The organism is Synechococcus sp. CS-1329 (assembly GCF_025128055.1).
In the GTDB taxonomy this organism is placed as follows: Bacteria; Cyanobacteriota; Cyanobacteriia; order PCC-6307; family Cyanobiaceae; genus Regnicoccus_A.
The window spans coordinates 75,365-98,931 of the sequence record NZ_JAHLYS010000045.1; the positions used below are offsets into that span (position 1 = coordinate 75,365).

Genomic DNA, 23,567 nt, shown 5'->3' on the forward strand with positions numbered 1-23,567 from the left:
ATAAGTCTTATGGTTGCACCCACGGCCGGCTCCGGCGGAGAGCTCCCACCGTCCGTGGCGACTGCCTGGCCCGCCGGCCTCCCCGATCCCAGCTCCGAGCCCAGCGAAGGCCTGATCGGCATCGACGAGGTGCAGAAAGCACTCAATCGCTCCAGGGCTTCGGTCTACCGCTACACCAACACTGATCCGCGCAACCTCAACCCACCCTTCAATTCGCGCAAGCTCAATCCGGAATACCGCACGGATCAGAAGGACGCCCTGCTGTTTCACCCCAACGAGGTGGCCCGTTTCGCCCGCGATGTGCTGCGCATCAAGGAGGTGACCGTGGAGGTGCTCAATTCACCCTCGACGGCCACCCAGCAGTTGCTCAGCTCGATCCTGCAGGAACTCCAGGCCATCCGCCACAGCCTCCAGGGAATGGATCAGGCCCCGGCTGTGCTGAGCAGCAAGCGCGATCAGCTGGAGCAGTCGCGTCCCGCCGCCTGAGGGGGCCGTCAGCGGCTTGGGCAGATGGCTGCAGGAGGTGGCATATTGAAGTTGGCAACGGATTGCCTGCGGGTTGTTTTTTCCCAGCAGTCAGGCCATTGCTGCTTTGAGCTTCAGTTTTGATGCGGCCTGTGTGCCCATCGAACCCTGGATCTTGAAGCTGGTCCCTCAACCCTCTCCATGGATTCCGAACCTCCGCGAACCGGCACGGCCGCAGCCATTGCCACGGCCGCAGACCCAGCCCAAGCTCACGCCGTTTTCGCCACCTCCCTTACCCCCGCCAGCACCGAGTCAAGGCCAGGGTCCAGCACAGCTCGAGGGGGGGGCACGGATGAGTCGTACAGCCCGGAGGGCTTCCTTGATCCAGGCTCACCGCTGCTGGGGGCCGCCATTGCCCTGCTGGCCCTGATCGTTCCCGTGGCGGCCGTTCTGCTGGAACGCAGCGCCTTCCGGGCCGATCCCAGCCTCTCCATTCCCGTCAGCCGTGGCTATCAGCAGCCCGATCGGCTGCCTCTCCCTGGGATCCCTCCATCGGGATCGGTTCGCCCGCGCTGATCAGGAAGAGCGCTGCAGCAGGAATCCCTCGTAATCAAGGGCCTGGAACACCCGTGCCGGGTCCGTGAAGCCGGCGGCGTTCACCAGGGCGGTGAGCCGCGCCAGCCCCACCGGATGGGATCCGTGGGTGAGCGGCTCCAGCAGCTCCCGTGGGGCCTGCAGCTCTGAGGCCCGCTGGAAACCGAGCCAGGCCTCCGCCATCTGCTCCTCCAGCAGGGGCAGGGCCGGACGCATCAGGTCCACCAGCACCACCTGACCCCCAGGCCGCAGGCAGCGGGCCAGAGCCGAGAGGAAGGCCAGCTTGCTGCCGTCATCCGGGAGGGTCTGCAGCACCAGGACCGAAAGGGCTCCATCAAAGCCGGCCTCGGCATCCAGTTCCTCCACCGTGCTCTGCCGCCAGTTCAGGCCAGCGGCGGCCGTGCCGAGGCGCTGCTGGGCGGCACTGAGCATCGCTGCGGAGGGATCGACCGCACTCAGTTGCCAGTCCGGGCGCTGGGCCAGGGCCTCCACCAGCTCGGCCCCGGTGCCGCAGCCGGCCACCAGCACCTGGGCTCCAGCCCGGCCGGCCAGAGGCGAGGCCGCCAGCAGGGCCACCCCGAGCCGTGCCAGGCTGGCGTAGCCAGGGATCAGGCTTTCAACCACCAGGTCATACCCGGAGAGATCGCCGCCGATCGGTGCAGCCATGGGCCCTGTGCGCGCTCCTTAGGATCGTAGGCAGGGGAGGCCCTGGGCCCCGGCCAAGAACCGTTGCAACGGATGAATCTCAGGACCTTCCGGAAGGTAGATTGGCTAGCGCCAGTAGCCGCTGCGATCCGTGCCCACCATCCGCTTCGATAATGAAGACCAGAAGGTTGGTTGCATCGAGGGGGCCAACCTGCGCCAGGCGGCCCTGGATGCCGGGATCAACCCCTACAAGGGCCTGAACAACTTCAACAATTGCGGCGGCCTCGGCCAGTGCGGCACCTGCGTCGTCGAAGTGCTCGAAGGTGCCCAGAACCTCTCGCCCCGCAGCGATGTCGAGCAGGTCTACCTCTCAGACAGGCCGGCCAACTTCCGCCTCAGCTGCCGCACCAGCGTCAATGGCGACGTGACCATCCGCACCCGTCCTGAGGCCGCCGTGGGCAAGGGCTCCAACAGCCTCGTGGGCGCCCTCAAGTCGCTCGTCGGCCGGAAGTGAGTCCGGCTGGCGCCTCCGCTGGAGGCCGCCCGCGGCTCTACAGCTACCCGAAGTGCTCCACCTGCCGCCGGGCCCTGAAATGGCTTGTCGCCGAGGGCCTGGTGGTGGATCTGATCGATATCACTCTCTCGCCTCCAACCCGGCAGCAGCTGGAGCAGGTCTGGTCGAATCTGGCCGATCCCAGGCGCCTGTTCAACACCAGCGGGGCCAGTTACCGCGCCCTCGGAGCCGCCAGGGTCAAGGCGATGTCCCCCGATGAGGCCATCGCGGCCCTGGCCGCCGACGGCAGATTGATCCGCAGACCCCTGCTCTGGGTCGACGGCGGCCCGCTGCTCACGGGCTTTGATCCCGAGGTCTGGAGGGAAGCCCTGAAGCCTCTGCTCCCTGGGGCTGGTCCTGATCAGTCACCGGCGGCACCGTGAGCTGATCCAGCTCACGGATCAGAGCGTCGATGCCCGTGCGGTTGATCTGGCCCAGATAGGTGAGCTTGAGTTCCTCCAGCAGCGCGCAGACCAGCTGCTGACTGCGTTCCAGCACCGGACCACGCTCAAGGGCTTCGGCCAGTTCATCCCAGAAGCGATCGACGCAATCGCGCAGCAGATCGATCTGGCGGTTGTCCCGTTGCTGCAGCCTTGAGCCGGCTCCGCGCGAGAGTTCGATCATGCTCTCCACCAGTCCGGTGGCCAGCTGCTGGGTCAGCTGCTGCTCCACCTGCATCAGCAGCTGCAGCTGGCGCAGCCCCGGTGGCACCACCATCGACTGAAGGGTCTGCTGCAGGGAATGGGCCAGCACGGCCTGGAGCTGGGGAGCCAGGCGGGGACCCACATCACTGAGCAGCAGCGGCCCCCAGATGCGCAGCAGCTCCACCAGCTCGCGCTCGTCGTTGATCGTGACGGTCTGATGGCTGCGCAGCCGGCGGATGCGCTGGGGCCATTGAGGGGAGCGGATCAGGCCCTGGGCACCATCCATCAGCTGCAGGGCGAGCACCTCAAACAGCTCCACCGCCAGCAGGGCCACCACGGCCCGGCTGACCACGGCCCGCAGGGGCTCCATGTTCACCAGGCCGCTGGTCTGAAGCCTCTCCACCACGGGGATCAGGCGCAGCAAGCGCCAGAACGGCATCAGCAGGGGCAGGTCGGTCCAGCGCCGCAGCAGGGCATCCCTCCAGCTCAGCCCCGGCAGGCGCCGGCGCAGCCGGGCCGCCCGCAGCAGGATGTCCGCCAGGAAGACGCTCTGGAACAGCAGCAGATCAAAGCGCCAGAAGTGATTGGTGGGCCGACCGTTCTCATCGATCGAGCGCCAGTAGTTGGTGGCCACCAGCGGCAGCACCTGCTGCTGCCAGAAGCGGCGTTCTTCGCTCCAGGAGCGTCCCTGCAGCCACTCGTCCCCCAGCAGCTGGTCGGCTGATTGTTTGGCCGAATCCAGGTCAGCACGCTCACGCAGGCGGTTCTTGATCTTCTCCAGCGTGCCGGAGCCGCCGGAGGCCAGGAAGGGGTTCTCCTCAATGATCTCGTTGGTGAGCGCGATCTGCCGCTGGCGCAGCTCGCTGGCTGCAGAGCCGGCCAGCAGGGCACGGTCCATCTGCTCGAAGGCCTCCAGATAGGCCTTGGTCTCGCGGTGGGGCTCGATCCCCTTGACCGGGTCGTAGTAGGGCGTGATGTCGGGCAGGAAGCCGAGCGGCAGCACCAGCGGAGCTGAGGGCAGGGGATAGAGGTTGCGCTGCAGCCAGAACGTGCGCAGGGGCACGTAGGTGATGTCGAAGCAGACCCAGAGCAGATTGAGGCTGGCCCAGAGGGCGACGAACTGATCCCAGCGGTGTCCAAGGCTGTGGGAGCCAGCCGAGGACCTGAGATGCCAGCGCGGTCGCACCATGGAAAACAGCGTCGATCGGTTCCACGGTAAGCAGGCGGATTGCCCCTCCCAGGAGCCCTAAGGTGGCCGGCTGCAGCCGCCAAGCGACAGGCTGGAGCCACCGTCAGCAGCAGGAGAGCCTTGAGCGCCGAGGATTCCCCCCCACCGATCACACCAGCGGGGACCCCTGAGTCCGGGCCGGAGCAGGGGCTGCGGCCACCGCAGGGCTCCGCTCAGGGTTCAGAGAGTTCCTGGGCGTTCTGGCGCAGCGTGCTGCTCACCCTGGCGGTGGCCCTGGGCATTCGTCAGTTCCTGGTGGAGGCCCGCTTCATCCCCTCGGGCTCGATGCTGCCGGGTCTGCAGATTCAGGACCGGCTGCTGGTGGAGAAGATCAGCTTCCGCAACCGCGCCCCACGGCGCGGGGAAATCGTGGTCTTTCAATCCCCCTTCCATTTCGATCCCGCCCTGCGGGCGAACCAGAGCTCCAGCCCCCTGAGCTGCCTGCTGGTGAACCTGCCCCTGATCGGCTCGATTCCCGGCCTGCAGCAACCGGCTTGCGATGCCTACATCAAACGGGTGGTGGCCATTCCCGGCGATCGGGTGGTGGTCAACCCCCGCGGCCAGCTGAGCATCAACGGCAAGGCCATCAGCGAGCCCTACGTGGAGAATTTCTGCCCGATCGACAGCCAGGGCATCGGCCCCTGCCGCAGCCTCGACACCGTGGTGCCCCCCGGAGCGGTGCTGGCCCTGGGCGACAACCGCGCCAACAGCTGGGATGGCCGCTTCTGGCCCGGTGGTCCCTTCCTGCCGGGCAACGAGATCATCGGCCGGGCTTTCTATCGCTTCTGGCCCCTGGATCGCACCGGTCCCCTGGGCGACCCCGATCCCCTCAGTGGGGCCCCAGCCACAGCTCCGGCAGCAGCCCCGTCGCCAGCACCTGCCCCCTGAGCCGCTCACCCGCCAGCGGTTGATTGGCGGCCTTGGAGGCCTCGCCATCGGCCCTGGGCGTCCACTCCTGGTCGGGGTCGAAGAGGATCCAGCGCCTGGAGCCCACTGCCAGAGCGGGCGGCTCCAGCGCCAGCAGGCGGGCCGGCCCCCAGCACAGGGCCTCCCAGAGCGCCGCGGCGCTCCAGCCCTGCTCCCGCACCAACTGCTGCCACAGCAGCGGCAGCACATAGCGGTGGCCGGCCAGACCAGGCCGCCGCTGATCCAGCGGCAACAGCTGCTCCTCGGGATCGAGCGGTTGATGGTGCACCGCCACGGCGCTGATCACCCCATCGGCCAGGGCCTCCACCAGGGCGCGGCGATCCGCGGGGGTGCCCAGGGAGGGCACCAGGCGCCAGCCCTCCGCCACCGGATCGAGGCTGCCGCTGTCGGCCACCAGGTGCCACCAGCAGACCGTGGCCATCGGTGCCGTCTCGGCCGCCCGCAGCAGCTGCACACCAGCGGCGGTGGAGAGATTCGCCAGGCGCAGGCGGACCTCGGGCAGGGAGGCCGCCAGCGCCAGCAGGTTCTGCAGGGGAATGGTTTCGCTCAGGGGTGGATCCAGGGGCCAGCCGGCGCGCAGTGCCTCCACCCCCTCACGCACGAAGCCGCCGTGATCGAGGCTGGCGTTGCGCGGGGCCAGCAGCACGGGGCGATCCGCGCACTCGCCGATGCTGAGCCCCCTCTCCAGCAGGGGCAGCGGCGGCAGCTCCCCCTCCTCCGCCAGGCCGAGGGCGCCGGCGGCCAGCAGATCTGCATGGGCCGAGAGGTCGTCACCGCGGCCGCCCAGGCTGAATCCCCCCCACAGCGGCAGCTCGAAGGGCGGCTCCGCCCTCAGGCGCAGGCACTCGGGGCGATCGCGCCAGTTGCGGGCCCGCGGCAGCAGGGCCACGGTGCCGTAGCCGGCCGCCGCCGCGGAACGCACCAGGCTCCCAAGGGTTTCAGCGCGGCCGTCTTCAGGCTCCTCCAGAACGCTGTGGGGATCCACCAGGGCCGGCGCCAGCAGCCAGGAGCCCGCCGGCCTGGGCAGCAGGCCCCGGCGGGTCGCCTCGGCGCCGGCGCCGGTGCCGATCGCTGTGATCACCCCCTGCTCGATCAGCACATCGCTGCGCTGCAGCGGCTGCGCGGGTCCCTGCAGCAGCTGAACATCCTTCAGCAGCTGGGCCGTCATCAGAGGGCGCCGGCGGCGGTGCGGTCGATCACACCACCGAGGTGGCTGGTGAGGTTCAAGCAGCTCACCACCGGCAGGGCCCGGTCGCCCTGACCCGGCGCCGGCCAATCGATCACACTCACGCCGCCGTTGCCCTGCTTGACCATCCAGATGTCAGCCGGAGACAGCCCCAGCAGGGCACAGAGAATCGTCTTGTTGACGGCGTCATGGGCCACCACCAGGGCGGTGTCCTCCGGCTCCAGGCCAGCGGCGAGGCTGCTCCAGCAGGCCAGGGAGCGATCCCACACCTGCTGGAGATTTTCACCGTCTGGCATCTGCACGGTGTGGGGCGCATCTTTCCATTGCTGCAGCAACTCCCCCCACTGCTGGGAGATCTCCTGCTCCAGGCGGCCCTCCCACTGACCATGGCCGATCTCCACCAGGCCGTCCTGGCTGCTGAGCATCACCCCGGGGTGGGCCGTGAGGATCGCTTCGGCGGTCTGGCGGGGACGGGCCATCGAGCTGGTGAAGGCCTTCTGGATCGGCACGTCACTGAGGAAGTCGGCGGCTGAGCGCGCCTGAACCAGGCCATGGGCATTGAGGGGGATATCGATCTGTCCCTGGAAACGGCCCTGGCGGTTCCAGTCGGTTTCGCCATGGCGCACCAGCAGCAGCCGTGCTCCGGCTCCCTTCGGCGGCAGCCCGGCGCCGAGGTGGGCGGTGACATTGAGCGATTCGATCTGCACCTGCACGCCGCCGCCGGCCTGGCGTTGCAGGTTGAGCACCGAGAGGGAAGCGTTATCAAGCCGCAGCCCCTGAAAGCGGCTGGCGGGGAGCCCCAGCAACTGCAGCACCAGGCAGCGCAGGATGGCGCTGTGGGCCACCACCAACACGGTGGTGAAGGCGCCGCCGGCCTGATCAGATCGATCGAGGTGCTCACGCTCCAGGCGATCCAGCCAGCGGCGGGCCTGGTCCATCAGCTCGGGAATCGGCCGGAAGCGGCTGCCATCGGAGCGCTGCAGCTCCAACTGCTCGGGGGCGTCGCGCCAGAGGCGGTAGTCCTCGGGGAATCGCTCCTTCACCTCAGCCCCCAGCAGGCCGCACCAGGGGGCCAGGTCCACCTCCAGCAGGTCGTCATCGAACTGGGCGCTGAGCCCGCCTGAGTGGGCCTCCAGCAGCCCGGCGGCGGTGGCGGCAGCCCGGCTCAGGGGTGAGCTGTAGACGGCATCGAGGCGCAGGTCGGCCAGGGCTGCTCCGGTGAGGCGGGCCTGACGGTGTCCCTCGACGGTGAGGGAGGAGAGATCATCCCGGCCCTGGATGCGGCGCTCGGTGTTGAAGCTGCTGAGTCCATGGCGGACGAGCAGGAGCCGAAGGGGCACGGGGTCTGGAGCTGGAAGCGCCGTCATCGTATGGGAGGGAACCTGATACGGCCCAGCGGGCTCGGGGGAGAATCAGGCGATTGCGAGGAGTCGAGGTGGCAACAGCTGGGCGAGCACGGGCCGGGTCCCTGAAGGTGGGGCTGGCCATGGTCAGCCTGGTGCTGAGCCTGCTGCTCTGGTTCAACGGGCTCCTGGAGAGCCTGGAGCGTCCCTCGGTGGGCAACGACCTCTCCCGGCGGCAACTGGAACTCAGCACCCTGGCGGCCCCGGCGGTGCCACCATCGCTGCAGCCGCTGCTGGTGGGCAGTGACCCCGGGGCCCTGCTACTGGCTGAACTGGAGCTGCAGGCCCAGACGGCCGGTCAGCAGGAGGCCAGGATCAGCCTGCTGGAGCGGGCTCTGCTGCAGCTGCGCCAGGGCAAGACGGCGGCCGCCCGCCCCCTGTTGCTGCAGCTGCAGCTGCAGGCCGGCCCTGACGATCAGGCCCTGATCGAACAACTGCTGCTGCATCCCCAGGGCGGCGCCATGCCCGCTGTGCAGCGGGGGATGCTTCAGGACCCACTGGTGCGGCGATTGAGCTGCCAGGTGCTGGCGGCCGGCGGCGACTGCGCCGAGCCGGCCGCCGAGCGCAGGGCCCTGCTGCAGCTGCTGGGCATCAACCTGCTGCCCGCCCTGGCCCTGCTGGCCGGCCTGGTGCTGCTGCTGCGGGAGGGCTGGCTGCGCTGGCGAGGCAAGCAGGCGCCGTTGCCGCCCCTGATCGGCCCCGACCTGGGGGTGATCGATGTGGTGCTGCTGATTGCGGGCGGGTTCGTGCTGCTGGGGGAGGTGCTCACTCCGGTGTTGCTGAGTCCCCTGCTGCAGGCCACGCTCACGGCCCTGGCGATCAAGCCCCCCCTTGCCGATGGGGTCACGGTGCTGAGCATGTACCTGGGCCTGATGGCCGCCCCCCTGCTGATGCTCTTCTTCCTGCTGCGCTCGCGGGGTCAGGCGCCGGAAGGGGGCTGGCTGCAGTTCCGCTGGAAGCCGCTGGCTCCTGGCCTGCGCAAGTCGCTGAAGTATCTGCTGATCGTGCTGCCCCTGGTGTCCCTGGTGGGCTGGCTGCAACAGCTCATCTGGAGCGATGTGGGCGGCAGCAACCCCCTGCTGGAGCTGGTGTTGCGCAGTGGCAACGGCCTGACCCTGGCCTGTTTCGCCTTCACGGCGATCGTGCTGGCCCCCCTGTTCGAGGAAACGATCTTCCGGGGGGTGCTCCTGCCGGTGCTGGGCCGGGAACTCGGCCCCCTCTCCGCCGTGTTGATCAGCAGTGCGGTCTTCGGCCTGGCCCATCTCAGCCTCGGAGAGTTTCCGCCCCTGTTCACCCTGGGCCTGGGACTGGGCTGGCTGCGCCTGAGCAGTGGCCGTCTCAGCACCTGCGTGGGGCTGCACGCGCTCTGGAACGGACTCACCTTCACCAACCTGTTGTTGCTGGCTCGCTGATGGCAGCCTTGCTGCCCCTTGCGCCCCATGGTTCACTTGCGAAGATTCGACAGGTCCCGGTGGTTGCTGCTCCATCGCCCCAGCCTTTCTTCAGGCGCCGCCCCCTGGAGCTGATCCAGGGTTCTTTTTCGGCCCGGCGTGTGGTGCGCCAGTCCCCCTGGCTGGCCGGTCTGCACAGGGCTTCCGATGGCCTGCTGGTGGCGCTCGGGCTCTCGATGGTGGGCCTCACGGCCCTCACCCTGCACTGGCAGGGGCAATGGACCCGGAGCTTTGAGCTGCTGGAATCCACCCAGGTGCTGGAGCACCGGCTGCAGGAATCCACGGCGGTGCTGGAGCAGCACCACCTGGCGATGGCTCGCCGCCCGGGCCTGCTGGTGCCCACCAGTCTTCAGCGCCTGATCCATCTGCCATCCCCTGCAGCCCAGGCTCCCAAACCCCCCCTCAGCCCCATCGCCAGCCAGGCGAAACCCCTCAATCTCCAATCCCTCGATCCCCGCACTCTTGGCGCGGAACTGGGTCGCATCAGCCTTGATCCCAAGATTGTTCAGGCCGGGTACTGAAGGTGGCCCGTCGCTCCGCCAGTGGACCCCCACCGTTAACCCTGCATGGAGGGGGCGCAGATCCCACATCGGTGGAGAATCCCCGTGCCAGCAGGCGCCGGGTGATCCAGCTGCAACCGGTCCCAGCGGGCCGCTTGCTCACCGTGTATCTCACCCTCTGCCTGGCCCTGGTGGGTCTGGCTGGGCGCATGGCCTGGCTTCAGGTCAGGGAGGGCGACCGCCTGCAGCAGCGGGCCCGGGCGATCCAGACCCAGAAGACCCAACCGATCGGTAAGCGCAGGCCGATCGTGGACCGCAAGGGGCGGCTGGTGGCCCTCGATGAGGAACGCTTCACCCTCTGGGCCCATCCCCGCTACTTCAATTTTCCAGGCGACGATCCCAACTTGATCCGCAGCAGCTCCGACACGGTCAAGAAGCTCGCCGAAGTGCTGCTGGTGCCCACCGCCGATCTGATGCGCAAGATCGATGGCCGCAGGTCCGGGGTCAAACTCGCCACCGATCTTGACCCCGAAACCGCCCGTCGTCTGAGGGAGCTGGGCATCAGTGGCCTCGACCTCGAGCCCTACCCCCAGCGCATCTATCCCCAGGGTCAACTGTTCGCCAATGTGGTGGGCTTCCTCAACCTGGAGCGGGTGGCCCAGGCCGGCCTGGAGCAGAGCCGTGACAAGGACCTGCGCCGCCAGGAGAGCATTCGCAAACTGCGCCGGGGCGCCGACGGCACACCCCTGCCCGACGGCCTTCAGGCCGGAGTGCTCTACACCGATGACCTGCGCCTGCAGCTCACCCTCGACGCCCGCCTGCAGCAGGTGGCCCAGCAGGCCCTGGCCAAACAGCTGAAGCAGTGGAAGGCCAAGCGCGGCTCGGCCATGGTCATGGATGTGCGCAACGGCGAGATGCTGGCGCTCACCTCGATCCCCAGCTACGACCCCAACAAGTTCTGGCAGTTCTCCCCGGGACTGTTCCGCGAGTGGTCGGTGCAGGACCTCTACGAGCCCGGCTCCACCTTCAAGCCGATCAATCTGGCGATCGCCCTGCAGGAGAAGGCGATCCAGGCCAATGGCAGCGTCAACGACGTGGGCCAGCTTTCAATCGGTGGCTGGCCGATCTTCAACCACGACCGGCGGGCCAACGGCATCCTCGATTTCGCCACCGTGCTTCAGGTGTCGAGCAATGTGGGCATGGTGCAGGCCATGCGCCGCCTCAAGCCCTCGGTGTACTGGGAGTGGATGCGCCGCATCGGCATCGACACCGTGCCCGATACCGACCTGCCCGGAGCGGTGGCGGGCGAACTCAAGACCCGCGAACAGTTCACCACCCAGCCGATCGAGCCGGCCACGGCCGCCTTCGGCCAGGGCTTCTCGCTGACGCCACTGAAATTGCTTCAGCTGCACGCCATGATCGCCAACGGCGGAAGGCTGGTGAGCCCTCACATCACCCGTGGGCTGCGTTCCGGCGACAGCCTGGCCTCGGCCCCTGAAGCCAAGGGCATGCAGCTGATGCAGCCGGCCGTCACCAAGCAGGTGATGGCCTGGCTGGAAACGGTGGTGGACAAGGGCAGCGGCAAGGGTGTCCAGGTGCCGGGCTACCGCATCGGCGGCAAAACCGGCACCGCCCAGAAGGCCCTCAATGGGGTTTACATCCCGGGAGCGCGAATCACCAGCTTCGTGGCCCACCTGCCGATCGACGACCCGCGCTACGTGGTGCTGGTGGTGGTGGATGAGCCCCAGGGGGGCAATGCCTACGGCTCCACCGTGGCGGTGCCGGCGGCCAAGGAGATCATCGAAGCTCTGCTGGTGTTGGAGAAGGTGCCTCCCAGCCCCGGCCGCCAGCCAGCCAGCGCATCAACGGTGCGGGGTTGAGGACGCCCAGGGTGCTCCCGTCGGGCACTGGCTAGCCTCTGCTGAAACGCCGATGCTTGGGGACATGCCCAACCTGCTCGATCAACTCGCTGCCATGACGGTGGTCGTTGCTGACACCGGTGAACTGGAAGCAATCAAGCAGTTCACCCCCCGCGACGCCACCACCAACCCCTCCCTGATTCTGGCCGCCGCCCAGATCCCGCTCTACCAGGGGTTGATCGATGCCTCACTCAAGGCCTCCCGCCAGGTGATCGGGGCCGCGGCACCGGCTGAGGCGGTGGTGCTTGAAGCCCTCGATGAAATCTGCGTCACCTTCGGCAAGGAGATCCTCCAGATCGTGCCCGGGCGCGTCTCCACCGAGGTGGACGCCCGGCTCAGCTACGACACCACGGCCACGATCGAGAAGGCCCGCAAGCTGATTGGCCTCTATGCCGACGCCGGCATCGACAAGGAGCGGGTGCTGATCAAGATCGCCTCCACCTGGGAGGGCATCAAGGCCGCAGAGGCCCTGGAAAAGGAGGGCATCCACTGCAACCTCACCCTGCTGTTCAGCTTCACCCAGGCGGTGGCCTGCGCCGAAGCGGGCGTCACGCTGATCTCGCCGTTCGTGGGTCGCATTCTCGACTGGTACAAAAATGACACCGGTCGTGATCACTATCCCGGCCCAGAAGATCCCGGTGTGATCTCCGTCACCAAGATCTTCAACTACTACAAAACCTACGGCTACCGCACCGAGGTGATGGGTGCCAGCTTCCGCAACCTCGAGGAGATCATCGAACTGGCCGGCTGTGATCTGCTCACGATTTCACCCAAGCTGCTCGATCAGCTGCGCCACACCGAAGCTCCCCTGCAGCGCAAGCTCGATCCCCTCAAGCCAGCACCCACCGAGGCTCAGTTCAGCCTCGACAGCTCCGGTTACATCACCGCCATGGCGGCTGATCGCATGGCCAGCGAAAAACTCGATGAGGGCATCCGCGGTTTCAGCAAGGCGATCGAAACCCTCGAAGCCCAGCTGGCCCACCGCCTCGCTGAACTGGAGGGGGAAGCCGCCTTCGCCCATGCCGCCCAGGAGATCTTCCTGCTCAACGACATGGATGGCGACGGCTGCATCACCCGCGAGGAGTGGCTGGGCAGCGATGCGGTCTTCGATGCCCTCGACACCGACCACGATGGCAGGCTGGTGCCCGAAGACGTGCGAGGCGGCCTCGGCGCCCCGCTGGCCCTGGCGGCTGCTGCGGCCTGATCGATCCTTCGACCCATGAATGCCCTCGACACCTTGCGCGCCCTGGCCAGCCAGGGCGAAGTGCGTGACTACGCCCCAGACGACCTGATCTTCAAGGCCGGGGAGTCTGGTGACTGCATGTTCGGGCTGCTGCAGGGCAGTGTCCAGCTCAGCTGGAACGGTGAGGCCGGCCACGAGCAGATCAAGGAAGGCGATGTCTTCGGTGCCGGCGCTCTGGTGACCCCGGACCACCGGCGCTATGGCAATGCCAAGGCCATCACCCCCTGCAGGATCCTGGTGATGAACCGGGAGAAGTTCCTTTTCGCCGTTCAGGAATCACCGATGTTCGCAATCGAACTGCTCAGCTCGATCGATCAACGCCTGCGCCAGCTCAAGGACTGCCTGCGCTAACTCAAGCACTTCTGCGCTAGCTCGACCCACGGTTGAACATCAACCGGCGGATCACCCGCTGGGCGATGTCGCCATAGCCCATCTCCCCCGAGAGGATCTGGGCGATGCGCCGCGGGGCGGTGGGCCGCTTCACCCCCAGCTGGTATCCCACCCGCGGCAAGCGGTAGAACACCTGGGCGATGCGTCGGCCCCAGGCCATCGACTGGCCCCACTCCAGCCGCATCGCCTCGCTGTAGCCCGCCAGGGCCCGGGCTTCACCGCCCAGCCAGCGGTCAAGGGCCTCAGCGGCCCGGGTGCCGCTAAGCAGGGCGGGACGCAGTCCCTCCGCCAGAAAGGGATCCACCAGCGAGGCCGCATCGCCCACCACCACGGCACCGCCGTCATGGTGCAACCGGTGATGCCCGTCCCAGACCCGCAGGGGAGAGATTCGCCGCTCGCCACTGTCTGGCGGCAGGCCGAAGCTGGGCAGCAGGCGGGCCAAAATCGCCTCGGCCTCCAGCGGCTCGCGGCCGATGAAGCTGCCCACACCGATGCTGAGACCCCCCTGGCGGGGGAAGGCCCAGCTGAAGCCATGGCGCACCAGGCCGAATTCAAAATGGGCCGTGTCAGGCTCCGGCACCTCTCCGTCCACCTCCACCGACACAGCCGAGGCGTAGCGGGGCTGGGGCGATCCCAGGCCCAGCGCCTGGCCGAAGCTGGAGCGGGCCCCATCGGCGATCACCACCGCCCGGCAGCTGAGCGCAGCGCCCGCCATGGTGTGGACCCGCCAGTGCTCCCCATGCCGCGAGATGCGCTCCACAGCGGTGGCTTCGAGCAGATCGGCCCCAGAGGCCACCGCCTGCTGGGCCAGAACCTGATCCAGCCGGGAGCGGCGCACGATCCAGAACGGAGCCTCCCCAGGCAGCTCGGCGATCACCGGATCCTCCAGGCACCAGGTGAAACGCACCTTGGTGATCACCCGATCCACGGCAGGGCGCAGATCGAACGGGAAGAGGTCCTGCACGGAGGCGGCCATCCCCCCGCCACAGGGCTTGGGCCTGGGCAGGGGGCGGGCCTCCAGCAGCCTCACCCGCCAGCCCCGGGCAGCCAGGTGATAAGCCGCCGCCGCTCCTGCCGCGCCGGCCCCCACCACGATCACATCGGCATCACAGGCTGGCCCACTGGCAGCGCTGGCCACGTTCACACCTTGAGAATTTCGGCTTCCTTGTCCGCCAGGCTTTTCTCCAGTTCCACGACATAGCGATCGGTGAGCTTTTGCACCTTCTCCTGCTCATCGCGGCTCTGATCTTCGGAGAGATCCCCGTCCTTCTCCTGCTTTTTGATCCTGTCGATCGCGTCGCGGCGGATGTTGCGCAGGGCCACCTTGCCGTCTTCGGCATAGCGGGAGGCGAGCTTGCAGAACTCCTTGCGCCGCTCAGCCGTGAGCGGGGGGATGTTGATGCGAATCAGACGGCCGTCGTTGTTGGGGGTGAGACCCAGATCACTCAAGGAGATGGCCTTCTCGATCGCCGCCATGGCGCCGGCATCGAAGGGCTGGATCTGAATCGTCTGGGAATCCGGGGTGGAGAGATTGGCCAGCGAACGCAGGGGCGTCTCGGTGCCGTAGTACTCGATCGAGATCTTGTCGAGCAGGGAGGGATTGGCCCGTCCGGTGCGGATGGTGTTGAAGGTGCGCTGGGTGGCTTCCAGCGACTTGCGCATGCTGGCGTCGAGATCCATGGGCGTTGCGGGGAGTGTGCGGGGTCAGCCGGCAGGAACGATGCGGGTGCCGATCGGCTCGCCGGCGATGGCGCGGCCGATGTTGCCGGGCCCGAACAGGTCGAAGACCACGATCGGGATGGCGTTGTCCTTGCAGAGGGCGATGGCGGTGCTGTCCATGACGGCCAGCTCACCGCTGAGCACGTCCTGGAAGGTGAGCTGGTCGTAGCGGACGGCGTCGGCGTGGCAGGCCGGGTCCTTGTCATACACCCCGTCCACCTTGGTGGCCTTGAGCACCACGTCGGCGTTGATCTCGGCGGCCCGCAGGGCGGCGGTGGTGTCGGTGGTGAAGAAGGGATTACCGCAGCCGGCACCGAACACCACCACCCGTCCCTTCTCGAGATGGCGGATGGCCCGGCGGCGGATGTAGGGCTCAGCGATCTCCTGCATGGCGATGGCCGTCTGCACCCGGGTGGGAACCCCTGCGCGCTCCAGGGCGTCCTGAAGGGTGATGGCATTCATGACGGTGGCCAGCATGCCCACGTAGTCGGCAGTGGCCCTGTCCATGCCGGCCGAGGAGCCCTTGAGGCCGCGGAAGATGTTGCCTCCTCCCACCACGATCGCCAGCTCCTTGCCGGCGCTGACCACCGCTGAGACATCCTCAGCAATCGATTGGACGATGGCGGGATCAATGCCGTAGCCCTGCTCCCCCATCAGCGCCTCGCCGCTGAGTTTGAGCAGAACGCGCTGGTAGGCCATCGGAATTCAGCGCACGGCGAACACAGTCGGCGGCACAGTAGCAAGCACTCCCGCAAGCCCCGAGCGGCAACCGCTGTGCGTCAGAACTCGATGCCGGCCTGGGCTTTGACCCCCTGCTCGCGGAAGGGATGGCGCACCAGCTTCATCTCGGTGACCAGATCAGCCCGATCCACCAGACCCTGCGGCGCCCCCCGGCCGGTGAGGGCCACGTGGGTGAGCTCCGGGCGGAGATCGAGGCCCTCCAGCACCTGATCCAATTCCAGGTAGCCCAGCTTGAGGGCCACATTCACCTCATCGAGCACCACCAGCTTGCGGACGGGATCGGCGAGGTACTGCAACGAGCGCCCCCAGGCCTCCTGCACCAGCTGGCGATCCCGATCACGGTCCTGGGTTTCCCAGGTGAAGCCCTCCCCGAGGGCATGCCAGGCCAGATCGTTGCCGAACAGCTGCAGGGCCCGGGCTTCCCCTGGCTGCCAGCCGCCCTTGATGAACTGCACCACCGCCACCCCCTCGCCGTGGCCGAGGGTGCGCAGCACCAGGCCCAGCGCGGCCGTGGTCTTGCCCTTGCCATCGCCGGTGAACACCAGCACCAGCCCCTTCTCCAGGCTGCGCTCGCCCACCCGCTGCTGCTGCACCTCCCGGCGCCGTTGCATGCGGCGGCGGTAGGCCTCGGCGTCGCGCTCGGGGGCCAGATCGCCGCCGGGGCCCAGCTCAGCGGCCACCTGATCGAGCGGGTCAGCCACAGGAGGGTTGGACATCGGCGTGGAGCTCGGCGATCGCCCGCCACTCTGGCGCGCCGGCTGGCTCAGGGGGTCAGGCGCTGACGGGCCAGGGCCGCATCGACGGCCTGCTGCTGGTCCCGGCGCGTGATCCAGTGGTGGTAGGTGCGCGTGTGGATGGCCACCGAGTGGCCCATCATCCGCGCCGCCACCGTGTCGGGCAGGCCGATGTGAATGGTGCGCACGGCCCAGGCATGGCGCAGGTCGTAGGGGGTGCAGGGCAACTGGTAGCGGTGGAACTGCTCGGCCACCCGGCGGCCCACCTGCTGCAGGGTGGTGCGCCGCAGATCGGTGCAGACCGCGGGGAGGCGGTCACTGGCCTCGCCGAGGAGGGTCAGATCGAAGCGGTCCACCCACTCGGGCTGGAAGGGCCAAACCTGATGTTCACCGGTCTTGGTGGTGGGCAGCACCCGGATCACCCGATCACCGCCGGGGGCCAGGGCGGAGAGATCGGCGAAGAACACCTCGTGGTTGCGCAGGCCATAGGTGGCCATCAGGCCGTACACCAGCCGCCAGCGGGGGTTGGGAATGCGCTCCAGCCACTCCAGCAACTGGGCATCACTGGGCAGGCGCCGGTACTGGGCCTGGTGCAGGCCGTAGCCGCCGGCCCGCTCACGCCAGTCGTCAGGCAGAGCCAGCTCCAGCTGCCGGGCCAGGGCCGCCAGGGCAGTGCCGCACTGCTGGCGGCTGCGGCTGGCGGGGGGATAGCCCTCCAGCACCTCCAGCAGCTGCTGGCTCTCCAGGGGCTCCCCCTGCTCCAGCCGTGAGCGCAACCGGCGCAGGTAGGGCTGGTAGGCGGCGGTCCAGGTGGTGCGGCTGCCGGCGGGATTGCGACGGCGGCGGGGGTCGGCGAAAAAGGCCTGCTCGAAGGCCTCGAGCTGCTCCAGGGACGAGGCAGCGGCGGTGGGACGCCCCCAGTCGCCCCAGTCGAAGCGCTGCTGACGCAGGGCCTGGTTCACCCGTTTCAGTTCCCGTCGGGCCTGGCTCAGGCCGGTGGGGCTGGCCTCCAGCCCCAGGCTCAGGCGCTGCACCCGCTGGGGGCCACCGCGGGGGCAGGGCAGGGGACCGCGCAGAGCCAGCCGCCCCCCCCGCCGCTCCAGGCGCAGGGCCAGACCGCTGGCGGCCAGACGGGCATTCTCCTCGCTCAGCGCGGCATCGATGGCGGCAAGGGCAGGGGTCAGAACAGCTGGAGCCGGTGGGCGCCGAGGTTATCGATCACGGCCGGCTAACGCCAGCGGGCACCAGCAGGGTTACGCTCTGAGCCATTCGGTGGATCAGATCAGGTATGGCCAGGGTCGGCGTCTTGCTGCTGAACCTCGGCGGGCCTGAGCGCATCGAAGATGTGGGGCCATTCCTCTACAACCTTTTCGCCGACCCGGAGATCATCCGGCTGCCCACGCCCCTGCTGCAGAAGCCCCTGGCCTGGCTGATCAGCACCCTGCGCAGCAGCAAGTCGAAGGAGGCCTACCGAGCCATCGGCGGCGGTTCCCCCCTGCGCCGCATCACCGAGCAGCAGGCCCGTGAGCTCCAGAGCGAGCTGCGTCAGCGGGGGGTTCAGGCCACCACCTATGTGGCGATGCGCTACTGGCATCCGTTCACCGAATCTGCCGTGGGCGACATCAAGGCCGACTCGGTGGATGAGGTGGTGGTGCTGCCGCTCTATCCCCACTTCTCGATCAGCACCAGCGGTTCAAGCTTCCGGGAACTGCAGCGCCTTCGCCAGGCCGACCCCGCCTTCAGCAAGTTGCCGATCCGCTGCATCCGCAGCTGGTACGACCATCCCGGCTATGTGCTGGCGATGGCGGAGCTGATCGCCGCCGGGGTGAGCAGCTGCCGGAACCCCGCCGCCGCCCACGTCTTCTTCAGCGCCCACGGCGTGCCCAAGAGTTATGTGGAGGATGCCGGCGACCCCTACCAGCAGGAGATCGAAGCCTGCTCAATCCTGGTGATGGCCAAGCTGGAGGAGCTGCTGGGCCATGGCAATCCCTACACCCTGGCCTACCAGAGCCGGGTGGGACCGGTGGAGTGGCTCAAGCCCTACACCGATGAGGCCCTGGTGCGGCTCGGCGAGGAGGGGGTCGAGGAGCTGGTGGTGGTGCCGATCAGCTTCGTGAGCGAGCACATCGAGACCCTCGAGGAGATCGACATCGAATACCGGGAGATCGCCACCGAAGCCGGCATCAGCAACTTCGTGCGCGTGCCCGCCCTCGACACCTACCCCACCTTCATCAAGGGGCTGGCGGATCTGGTGCAGCTGGCCCAGGCCGGTCCTGAGGTGAACCTGGATCAGGCCGCCGCCCTGCCCACCCAGGTGAAGCTCTACCCCCAGGACAAGTGGGCCTGGGGCTGGAACAACAGCTCCGAGGTCTGGAATGGCCGCCTGGCGATGCTGGGATTTTCGGCCTTCCTGCTGGAGCTCCTGAGTGGCCGGGGTCCGCTGCATGCGCTCGGCCTGCTCTAGGCCCCTCAGCGGTCTGTGGCTTCCGCTACTCCCCAGCGGCAGCCACAGACCGCGCAACAGTTCTCCCAAGCTTGGAACTGAGCTTCTACGCTGACGGTCTCCGTTGCGTGTGTTGCTCGCCACCGTGACCGTGACCACCGTGACTTCGACGACTGCCGCCGCCGCCCACCCAGCGACGACCGCTCCCTCGGCCCCTGGCCAGGTTCCCGCTGAGGCCTTAGCCCCAGTGGTTCCCGGGCGGCTCAGCGGCGCTGACGCCCTGATGGATGCGCTCCACCGCCATGGCGTCACCGATGTGTTCGGTTACCCCGGCGGAGCGATCCTGCCCATCTACGACGCTCTGCACAAGGCCGAGAGCCGCGGCTGGCTGAAGCATGTGCTGGTGCGGCACGAGCAGGGGGGCGCCCATGCCGCCGATGCCTACGCCAGGGCCACCGGCCGCGTCGGCGTCTGTTTCGGCACCTCGGGTCCCGGGGCCACGAATCTGGTCACCGGCATCGCCACGGCCCAGATGGATTCGGTGCCGATGGTGGTGATCACCGGTCAGGTGCCGCGAGCCGCCATCGGCACCGATGCCTTCCAGGAAACCGACATCTTCGGCATCACCCTGCCGATCGTGAAGCACTCCTGGGTGGTGCGTGATCCCGCCGACATCGGCCGGATCGTGGCCGAAGCCTTTCTGATCGCCGCCACAGGTCGTCCCGGACCGGTGCTGATCGATGTGCCCAAGGATGTGGGGCTCGAAGAGTTTGAGTACACCCCTGTGGAGCCGGGAACGGCCATCCCGGCGGGGTATCAGCTGCCGAGCGGACCAGCCCCTGCGGCGATCGCTCAGGCCATTGAGCTGATTCGCCAGGCGCGGCGTCCGCTGCTCTATGTGGGCGGTGGCGCCATCAGCTCCGGCGCCCACACCAGCCTGATTGCCCTAGCCGAGCGCTTCCAGCTGCCGGTCACCACCACCTTGATGGGCAAGGGCGCCTTCGATGAGCGCCATCCCCTGGCGGTGGGAATGCTGGGCATGCATGGCACCGCCTATGCCAACTTCGCTGTCACCGAATGCGATCTGCTGATCGCCACCGGTGCCCGCTTCGACGACCGGGTCACCGGGCGGCTCGACAGCTTCGCCCCCCGTGCCCGTGTGATCCACATCGACATCGATGCCGCTGAGGTGGGCAAGAACCGCCTGCCGGAGGTGCCGATCGTCTCAGACGTGCGCCTGGCCCTGGAGGCCCTGCTGCAGGCCTCGAGCGGCGAGAGCGATCACGGCCACACCGCTGCCTGGCTGGAGCGCATCAACCGCTGGAAGCGCCACTACCCGCTGGTGATCCCCACCCCGGAGGGGGCCATCGCTCCCCAGGAAGTGGTGATGGCCCTGCGCGACTTCGCTCCGGACGCCTTCGTCACCACCGATGTGGGGCAGCACCAGATGTGGGCGGCCCAGTACCTCAACAACCCGCCACGCCACTGGATCAGCAGCAGCGGCCTTGGCACCATGGGCTTCGGCCTGCCGGCCGCCATGGGTGTTCAGGTGGCCTTCCCGGCCGATCAGGTGATCTGCGTGGCTGGCGACGCCAGCATCCTGATGAACATCCAGGAGCTGGGCACCCTCTCCCAGTACGACCTGCCCGTGAAGGTGGTGATCCTCAACAACGGCTGGCAGGGCATGGTGAGGCAGTGGCAGGAGAGCTTCTACGGCGAGCGCTACTCCGCCTCGGAGATGACCCGCGGCATGCCCGATTTTCCCCGCCTGGCCGAAGCCTTCGGAGTCAGAGGGGTGGGAATCAGCGAACGCTCCAGCTTCCGCGAACAACTGGCCGAGGCCCTGGCCCATCCAGGCCCGGCTCTGATCGATGTGCGCGTCCGCCGCAACGAGAACTGCTATCCGATGGTGCCCCCCGGTGCCAGCAATGCCCAGATGGTCGGTCTTCCCAATCATCCGGAGCTGGCGATCGACACCACCCGCCTGTGCGGCTCCTGTGGCATCAGCACGGAAAGCGCCCATCTCTTCTGCCCCAGCTGCGGTGCCAAGCTCTGAATCCCCTGCCCCTGCTTCTGGCCCTGGTCCTGGCCATCGGCCTGCTGCTTGATCCCATCGGCGCCAGCCCGGCTGCCGCCGCCGAGGTGTTGCAGGTGCGCAGTGGTGTGCTGCTGCAGGTGGGTGATCAGAACCGCAGCTACCCGGTGCAGCTGGGCTGCATCAGCGTCACCCCGGAGCTCTCAGGGGCCGCCGAAGACTGGTTGCGCCAGGAGCTGCCGCGCCGCACCCGGGTGAATCTGCGCCCGCTGGGCTCTGCCGATGGGGTCCTGCTGGCGCGGGTGCAGGTGTTGCGGGGAGGGGATGACCTGGGCACAGGCCTGATCAGTGCCGGTCTGGCTCAGCCCCTGCCGGCGTTGATCAGTCCCCAGGGCTGCCCCTCCAGCGAAGACAACGCCCAGGAGCCATGAGCCTGAACCGCACCGCCAAGGGCATCGTGCTGGTGCCCAGCCTGCTGCTGGGTGGTGCCTTCCTCAGCGCGGCCCTCTGGGGAGGAGAAGGCTCGCAAGCCAACCGGCCCCTGGCCCTGGCGATCGCTGCGGTGCTGCTGGGTGGAGGATTGTTCACCCAGTTGCTGCCTGAGGCCGAACCGGAGGGCGAACCGGAACGGGACATGGAAGCCGACGACAACAGCTAGCTGACGTTCTTCAGCGGCGTGGAGCCACCGGAGGCGGAGCCGCGGCGGGTGGGGGGCCTGCCGCCCCGGTTCTGCTGGATTGCTGCTGCACCAACTGGAAGTAATCCGGTGTTGGGTAGAAGGCGTAGGTGTCCTTGGGCTGTTTGACGATCTGATCCATCACGGCGCTGAGATCAGCGGCCTGGACGGTGAGCTTGCTGCGGTCGGGGATGCCGGCCATCGCCTTCTGCAGGGAGGCGTAGTCGAAGAAGAAAAGACCACGCTCACCCTGGGGCGTCTGAATGGTGATCAGTGGTTGGGTGAAAAACACCGGCACGGCAAGCCCCTCTTGAATGGCCTTCTGATCGAGACCCTGTTTGCCGAGGAGGGTACGCGCCTGGTTCAGATCTGCTGGCAATGGAATCACCGGCGAGAGAAGTTTGCGATCTTTCAGCGATTTATTGATCTCCTGCACCCGCTCCAGGGCCACATTCATGGGCATCGGCAGCACTCCCGCCTTGATGGTGGGGTTGGCCTTGGTGAACGCGGCGAGCTCCTGATTGGCCTTGGCCCGATCCAGGTAGAGGGGCAGTACCAAAGCCTTGTTCCGCTCCAGGGGCAGCGGAATTCCTTTGGTGTCGGTGAGGACGAACACCGGAATGACGGCCAGCTTCTTCATGGCCTCCGCCTGGGGAATGGCCATCGCCGGGAGCGGCTGAAGCAGAGCCACCGCACTGATGCAGCCCAGGCCCCAGCGGGCCCACCGAGTGGTCAGGCTCTGCCTGTGGGCTGCAGGGGTCTGCGGAGCGAGCTTTGCGGCGGTGAGGCTCAGCATGCGTCCCTGGACAAGAAGATCAAATTTAGGGACGGCGCTGCACGTAATCTCGCTGGGCTGGACGGTATGAGTCATGACCACTGGCGGACTGGGAAGTGGACCTCCCCCCTCGCCAGAGCAGGGAGGGCGGCTTCCTCTCTGGAGTGTCGGAGCGGGACTGGCCGCGGTGCTGGTGGGGGTCCAGAGCCTGGCGGCCAGCAGCCCTTTCTCCAGGGATGTGTTGATGCTGTTGCCCAGTGAAGGGCTGCTGGCCGGGGTGGGGGACGGCCTGCGCCGCGGTTACGGCCTGGCCATGGAGGAAACCCGGGCCTGCGGCCTGCGGCCCCCCAGCCAGGGCCTGGGATGGCTTCCCCCTGAGCAGGACCCTGAAGCTCTGTTGGCAGGGTTACCAATGCCCGAGCTGTTGATCGCTCCACCTGCCGTCAACCTGCTGCCCTACGGTCGACTGGCCCAGAGCCGGGGGGTGAATGTGCTCCTGCCCCTGCAGCGGGGATATTCCCTGCAGCGTCTGCCCGGCCAGGTGGGTGCCGAAAGGATCTGGCCGGTGTTGCCCTCTCGCAGTCTCGAAGCCGACCGGCTGGCGCGCGGCCTGCTGGAGGACAAGGGGGGCAAGGTGATGGTGATTCATGACGGTGGAGCGGAGCAGGCGGCCCTGGCCGATCGTTTCGTGGAAACGATCCAGGGCAGCGGCGGCTGGACCGTGGGGGCCACCAACACACCCGAGGCGATCGTGGAACCCAGCGCCAAGGTGATGACCCAGCTGCGCGATGACGTGGGTTGGTACACCCCCTCTTCACTGGTGGTGATGACATCCCCGGGCAGCTCCCTGGCCCGGGCCGTGGCCGAACTTGACCTGCCGAACAACCTCACCCTCGCCTGGCCGTTCCCAGTGAGCGAGCCCTTGCCCCTGCCCCAGCTGGGGGTCGACTCCCTCAGTCGTGGGCCGGGCTGGGGGCGCTTTGAGCAGGCGTTCAAGCAACGCTATGGCTACAGCCCCGGGTTGGTGGAGGCCGCCGGTTTCGACACCGGTCAGCTGGTGACCGTCTCCTCAGTGAACGCTTCGAGCACAAAAGCCTGGTCGCTGGACTGGCTGGATGCCACGGCCAAGCCCCAGGACCTCTGCGCTGCCATCAAGGCCCGGCGGGCCGGCAAACCGGTGGCCCTGCGCGGCGCCGCCAGCCGCCTGGACATCACCCCTGGCCTTCCTCCCACAGGGGAGCTGCGGCTGACGCCCCTCAAGGCAGACCCCAGCGCCAGCCGTTCCTAGCCTGGGTC

The 23,567-nt window shown here is 67.8% G+C and carries 25 protein-coding genes; 15 read left to right on the forward strand and 10 right to left on the reverse strand.

What is annotated here, in order from left to right; translation table 11 throughout:
- Nucleotides 1-9: 9 nt before the first annotated feature.
- The gene (locus KQ304_RS12145; protein ID WP_259737318.1) at nt 10-486 is read left to right on the forward strand and encodes a hypothetical protein; all 477 of its coding nucleotides are present in this window, start codon (nt 10-12) and stop codon (nt 484-486) included.
- A gap of 180 nt (nt 487-666) precedes the next feature.
- Complete coding sequence (locus tag KQ304_RS12150; RefSeq protein ID WP_259737319.1) at nt 667-1,041, forward strand: hypothetical protein; 375 nt, start codon at nt 667-669, stop codon at nt 1,039-1,041.
- Here the strand turns inward: KQ304_RS12150 and KQ304_RS12155 are convergent, their stop codons facing one another.
- A complete protein-coding gene (locus KQ304_RS12155) occupies nt 1,042-1,725 on the reverse strand; it encodes a class I SAM-dependent methyltransferase (protein ID WP_259737320.1) in 684 nt (227 codons plus the stop codon). It lies immediately after the preceding gene.
- Between the two features lie 130 nt (nt 1,726-1,855).
- On the opposite strand from KQ304_RS12155, the gene KQ304_RS12160 reads away from it, so the two are divergent.
- Together KQ304_RS12160 and KQ304_RS12165 are read left to right on the forward strand one after the other, a co-directional pair.
- A complete protein-coding gene (locus KQ304_RS12160) occupies nt 1,856-2,218 on the forward strand; it encodes a (2Fe-2S)-binding protein (protein ID WP_259737321.1) in 363 nt (120 codons plus the stop codon).
- The gene (locus tag KQ304_RS12165; RefSeq protein ID WP_259737322.1) at nt 2,215-2,640 is read left to right on the forward strand and encodes a Spx/MgsR family RNA polymerase-binding regulatory protein; all 426 of its coding nucleotides are present in this window, start codon (nt 2,215-2,217) and stop codon (nt 2,638-2,640) included. Before KQ304_RS12160 ends, KQ304_RS12165 begins: the two co-directional genes overlap by 4 nt.
- Here KQ304_RS12165 and KQ304_RS12170 read toward each other — a convergent pair.
- Nucleotides 2,552-4,090, reverse strand: coding sequence for a hypothetical protein (locus tag KQ304_RS12170; protein WP_259737323.1), 1,539 nt, complete (start codon nt 4,088-4,090; stop codon nt 2,552-2,554). The genes KQ304_RS12165 and KQ304_RS12170 overlap by 89 nt on opposite strands.
- 120 nt (nt 4,091-4,210) lie before the next feature.
- Here KQ304_RS12170 and lepB point away from each other — a divergent pair, with 120 nt between their 5' ends.
- Nucleotides 4,211-5,017, forward strand: a complete 807-nt coding sequence (gene lepB, locus KQ304_RS12175) for a signal peptidase I (RefSeq protein ID WP_399229320.1) — start codon at nt 4,211-4,213, stop codon at nt 5,015-5,017.
- Here lepB and KQ304_RS12180 read toward each other — a convergent pair.
- Both KQ304_RS12180 and KQ304_RS12185 read right to left on the reverse strand, forming a co-directional pair.
- Complete coding sequence (locus tag KQ304_RS12180) at nt 4,959-6,224, reverse strand: dihydroorotase (protein ID WP_259737324.1); 1,266 nt, start codon at nt 6,222-6,224, stop codon at nt 4,959-4,961. The genes lepB and KQ304_RS12180 overlap by 59 nt on opposite strands.
- Entirely contained in the window at nt 6,224-7,582 is a 1,359-nt protein-coding gene (locus KQ304_RS12185) for a histidine phosphatase family protein (protein WP_259737325.1), read from the reverse strand. The genes KQ304_RS12180 and KQ304_RS12185 overlap by 1 nt, the downstream gene beginning before the upstream one ends.
- 146 nt (nt 7,583-7,728) lie before the next feature.
- Between KQ304_RS12185 and KQ304_RS12190 the strand changes: the two genes are divergently transcribed.
- The 5 genes from KQ304_RS12190 (at nt 7,729) to KQ304_RS12210 (ending at nt 13,109) form a co-directional block, all read left to right on the forward strand.
- The gene (locus tag KQ304_RS12190; protein WP_259737326.1) at nt 7,729-9,057 is read left to right on the forward strand and encodes a CPBP family intramembrane glutamic endopeptidase; all 1,329 of its coding nucleotides are present in this window, start codon (nt 7,729-7,731) and stop codon (nt 9,055-9,057) included.
- A 59-nt stretch (nt 9,058-9,116) separates the two neighbouring features.
- Nucleotides 9,117-9,617, forward strand: coding sequence for a hypothetical protein (locus KQ304_RS12195; protein ID WP_259737327.1), 501 nt, complete (start codon nt 9,117-9,119; stop codon nt 9,615-9,617).
- A gap of 71 nt (nt 9,618-9,688) precedes the next feature.
- Entirely contained in the window at nt 9,689-11,476 is a 1,788-nt protein-coding gene (locus KQ304_RS12200; protein ID WP_259737328.1) for a penicillin-binding protein 2, read from the forward strand.
- Nucleotides 11,477-11,540: 64 nt separating this feature from the next.
- Complete coding sequence (locus KQ304_RS12205; protein ID WP_259737329.1) at nt 11,541-12,719, forward strand: transaldolase; 1,179 nt, start codon at nt 11,541-11,543, stop codon at nt 12,717-12,719.
- A 15-nt stretch (nt 12,720-12,734) separates the two neighbouring features.
- Nucleotides 12,735-13,109 carry a Crp/Fnr family transcriptional regulator gene (locus KQ304_RS12210; RefSeq protein WP_259737330.1) on the forward strand — a complete coding sequence of 125 codons (375 nt, stop codon included), beginning with the start codon at nt 12,735-12,737 and terminating at the stop codon, nt 13,107-13,109.
- A 16-nt stretch (nt 13,110-13,125) separates the two neighbouring features.
- On the opposite strand, the gene KQ304_RS12215 is transcribed toward KQ304_RS12210, so the two are convergent.
- The 5 genes from KQ304_RS12215 to KQ304_RS12235 form a co-directional block, all read right to left on the reverse strand.
- The gene (locus KQ304_RS12215; RefSeq protein WP_259737331.1) at nt 13,126-14,286 is read right to left on the reverse strand and encodes a geranylgeranyl reductase family protein; all 1,161 of its coding nucleotides are present in this window, start codon (nt 14,284-14,286) and stop codon (nt 13,126-13,128) included.
- 2 nt (nt 14,287-14,288) lie between these two features.
- Nucleotides 14,289-14,828, reverse strand: coding sequence for a ribosome recycling factor (gene frr / locus KQ304_RS12220; RefSeq protein WP_259737332.1), 540 nt, complete (start codon nt 14,826-14,828; stop codon nt 14,289-14,291).
- A gap of 24 nt (nt 14,829-14,852) precedes the next feature.
- Complete coding sequence (gene pyrH / locus KQ304_RS12225; protein WP_259737333.1) at nt 14,853-15,566, reverse strand: UMP kinase; 714 nt, start codon at nt 15,564-15,566, stop codon at nt 14,853-14,855.
- A gap of 80 nt (nt 15,567-15,646) precedes the next feature.
- On the reverse strand, nt 15,647-16,324 hold the full coding sequence (cobO, locus tag KQ304_RS12230) for a cob(I)yrinic acid a,c-diamide adenosyltransferase (protein ID WP_259737334.1): 678 nt from the start codon (nt 16,322-16,324) through the stop codon (nt 15,647-15,649).
- Between the two features lie 47 nt (nt 16,325-16,371).
- A complete protein-coding gene (locus KQ304_RS12235) occupies nt 16,372-17,493 on the reverse strand; it encodes a site-specific integrase (protein ID WP_259737404.1) in 1,122 nt (373 codons plus the stop codon).
- 137 nt (nt 17,494-17,630) lie between these two features.
- Between KQ304_RS12235 and hemH the strand changes: the two genes are divergently transcribed.
- The 4 genes from hemH to KQ304_RS12255 all read left to right on the forward strand — a co-directional run bounded on the left by hemH (nt 17,631) and on the right by KQ304_RS12255 (nt 21,478).
- Nucleotides 17,631-18,806 (forward strand): ferrochelatase, encoded by a 1,176-nt coding sequence (hemH, locus tag KQ304_RS12240; RefSeq protein WP_259737335.1) that lies wholly within the window; start codon nt 17,631-17,633, stop codon nt 18,804-18,806.
- 262 nt (nt 18,807-19,068) lie between these two features.
- Complete coding sequence (ilvB, locus tag KQ304_RS12245) at nt 19,069-20,841, forward strand: biosynthetic-type acetolactate synthase large subunit (RefSeq protein WP_399229371.1); 1,773 nt, start codon at nt 19,069-19,071, stop codon at nt 20,839-20,841.
- Nucleotides 20,772-21,251: a hypothetical protein gene (locus KQ304_RS12250; RefSeq protein WP_399229330.1), complete on the forward strand. Its 480-nt coding sequence runs from the start codon at nt 20,772-20,774 to the stop codon at nt 21,249-21,251. The genes ilvB and KQ304_RS12250 overlap by 70 nt, the downstream gene beginning before the upstream one ends.
- Nucleotides 21,248-21,478, forward strand: a complete 231-nt coding sequence (locus KQ304_RS12255; protein WP_259737336.1) for a GIVxVP protein — start codon at nt 21,248-21,250, stop codon at nt 21,476-21,478. The genes KQ304_RS12250 and KQ304_RS12255 overlap by 4 nt, the downstream gene beginning before the upstream one ends.
- A 10-nt stretch (nt 21,479-21,488) precedes the next feature.
- Here KQ304_RS12255 and KQ304_RS12260 read toward each other — a convergent pair whose 3' ends face one another.
- Nucleotides 21,489-22,187, reverse strand: a complete 699-nt coding sequence (locus KQ304_RS12260; RefSeq protein WP_311133911.1) for a hypothetical protein — start codon at nt 22,185-22,187, stop codon at nt 21,489-21,491.
- A gap of 178 nt (nt 22,188-22,365) precedes the next feature.
- On the opposite strand from KQ304_RS12260, the gene KQ304_RS12265 reads away from it, so the two are divergent.
- Entirely contained in the window at nt 22,366-23,559 is a 1,194-nt protein-coding gene (locus tag KQ304_RS12265; RefSeq protein ID WP_259737338.1) for an ABC transporter substrate-binding protein, read from the forward strand.
- The last annotated feature ends 8 nt before the right edge of the window (nt 23,560-23,567 follow it).

Coding starts and splice junctions, on each gene's coding strand:
- KQ304_RS12190 (WP_259737326.1), top strand. CDS start 7,729: ATGGTCAGCCTGGTGCTGAGCCTGCTGCTCTGGTTCAACGGGCTCCTG.
- KQ304_RS12180 (WP_259737324.1), bottom strand. CDS start 6,224: ATGACGGCCCAGCTGCTGAAGGATGTTCAGCTGCTGCAGGGACCCGCG.
- KQ304_RS12155 (WP_259737320.1), bottom strand. CDS start 1,725: ATGGCTGCACCGATCGGCGGCGATCTCTCCGGGTATGACCTGGTGGTT.
- hemH (WP_259737335.1), top strand. CDS start 17,631: ATGGCCAGGGTCGGCGTCTTGCTGCTGAACCTCGGCGGGCCTGAGCGC.
- KQ304_RS12265 (WP_259737338.1), top strand. CDS start 22,366: ATGACCACTGGCGGACTGGGAAGTGGACCTCCCCCCTCGCCAGAGCAG.
- KQ304_RS12145 (WP_259737318.1), top strand. CDS start 10: ATGGTTGCACCCACGGCCGGCTCCGGCGGAGAGCTCCCACCGTCCGTG.
- KQ304_RS12170 (WP_259737323.1), bottom strand. CDS start 4,090: ATGGTGCGACCGCGCTGGCATCTCAGGTCCTCGGCTGGCTCCCACAGC.
- frr (WP_259737332.1), bottom strand. CDS start 14,828: ATGGATCTCGACGCCAGCATGCGCAAGTCGCTGGAAGCCACCCAGCGC.
- KQ304_RS12210 (WP_259737330.1), top strand. CDS start 12,735: ATGAATGCCCTCGACACCTTGCGCGCCCTGGCCAGCCAGGGCGAAGTG.
- KQ304_RS12150 (WP_259737319.1), top strand. CDS start 667: ATGGATTCCGAACCTCCGCGAACCGGCACGGCCGCAGCCATTGCCACG.
- cobO (WP_259737334.1), bottom strand. CDS start 16,324: ATGTCCAACCCTCCTGTGGCTGACCCGCTCGATCAGGTGGCCGCTGAG.
- pyrH (WP_259737333.1), bottom strand. CDS start 15,566: ATGGCCTACCAGCGCGTTCTGCTCAAACTCAGCGGCGAGGCGCTGATG.
- KQ304_RS12255 (WP_259737336.1), top strand. CDS start 21,248: ATGAGCCTGAACCGCACCGCCAAGGGCATCGTGCTGGTGCCCAGCCTG.
- ilvB (WP_399229371.1), top strand. CDS start 19,069: ATGGATGCGCTCCACCGCCATGGCGTCACCGATGTGTTCGGTTACCCC.
- KQ304_RS12205 (WP_259737329.1), top strand. CDS start 11,541: ATGCCCAACCTGCTCGATCAACTCGCTGCCATGACGGTGGTCGTTGCT.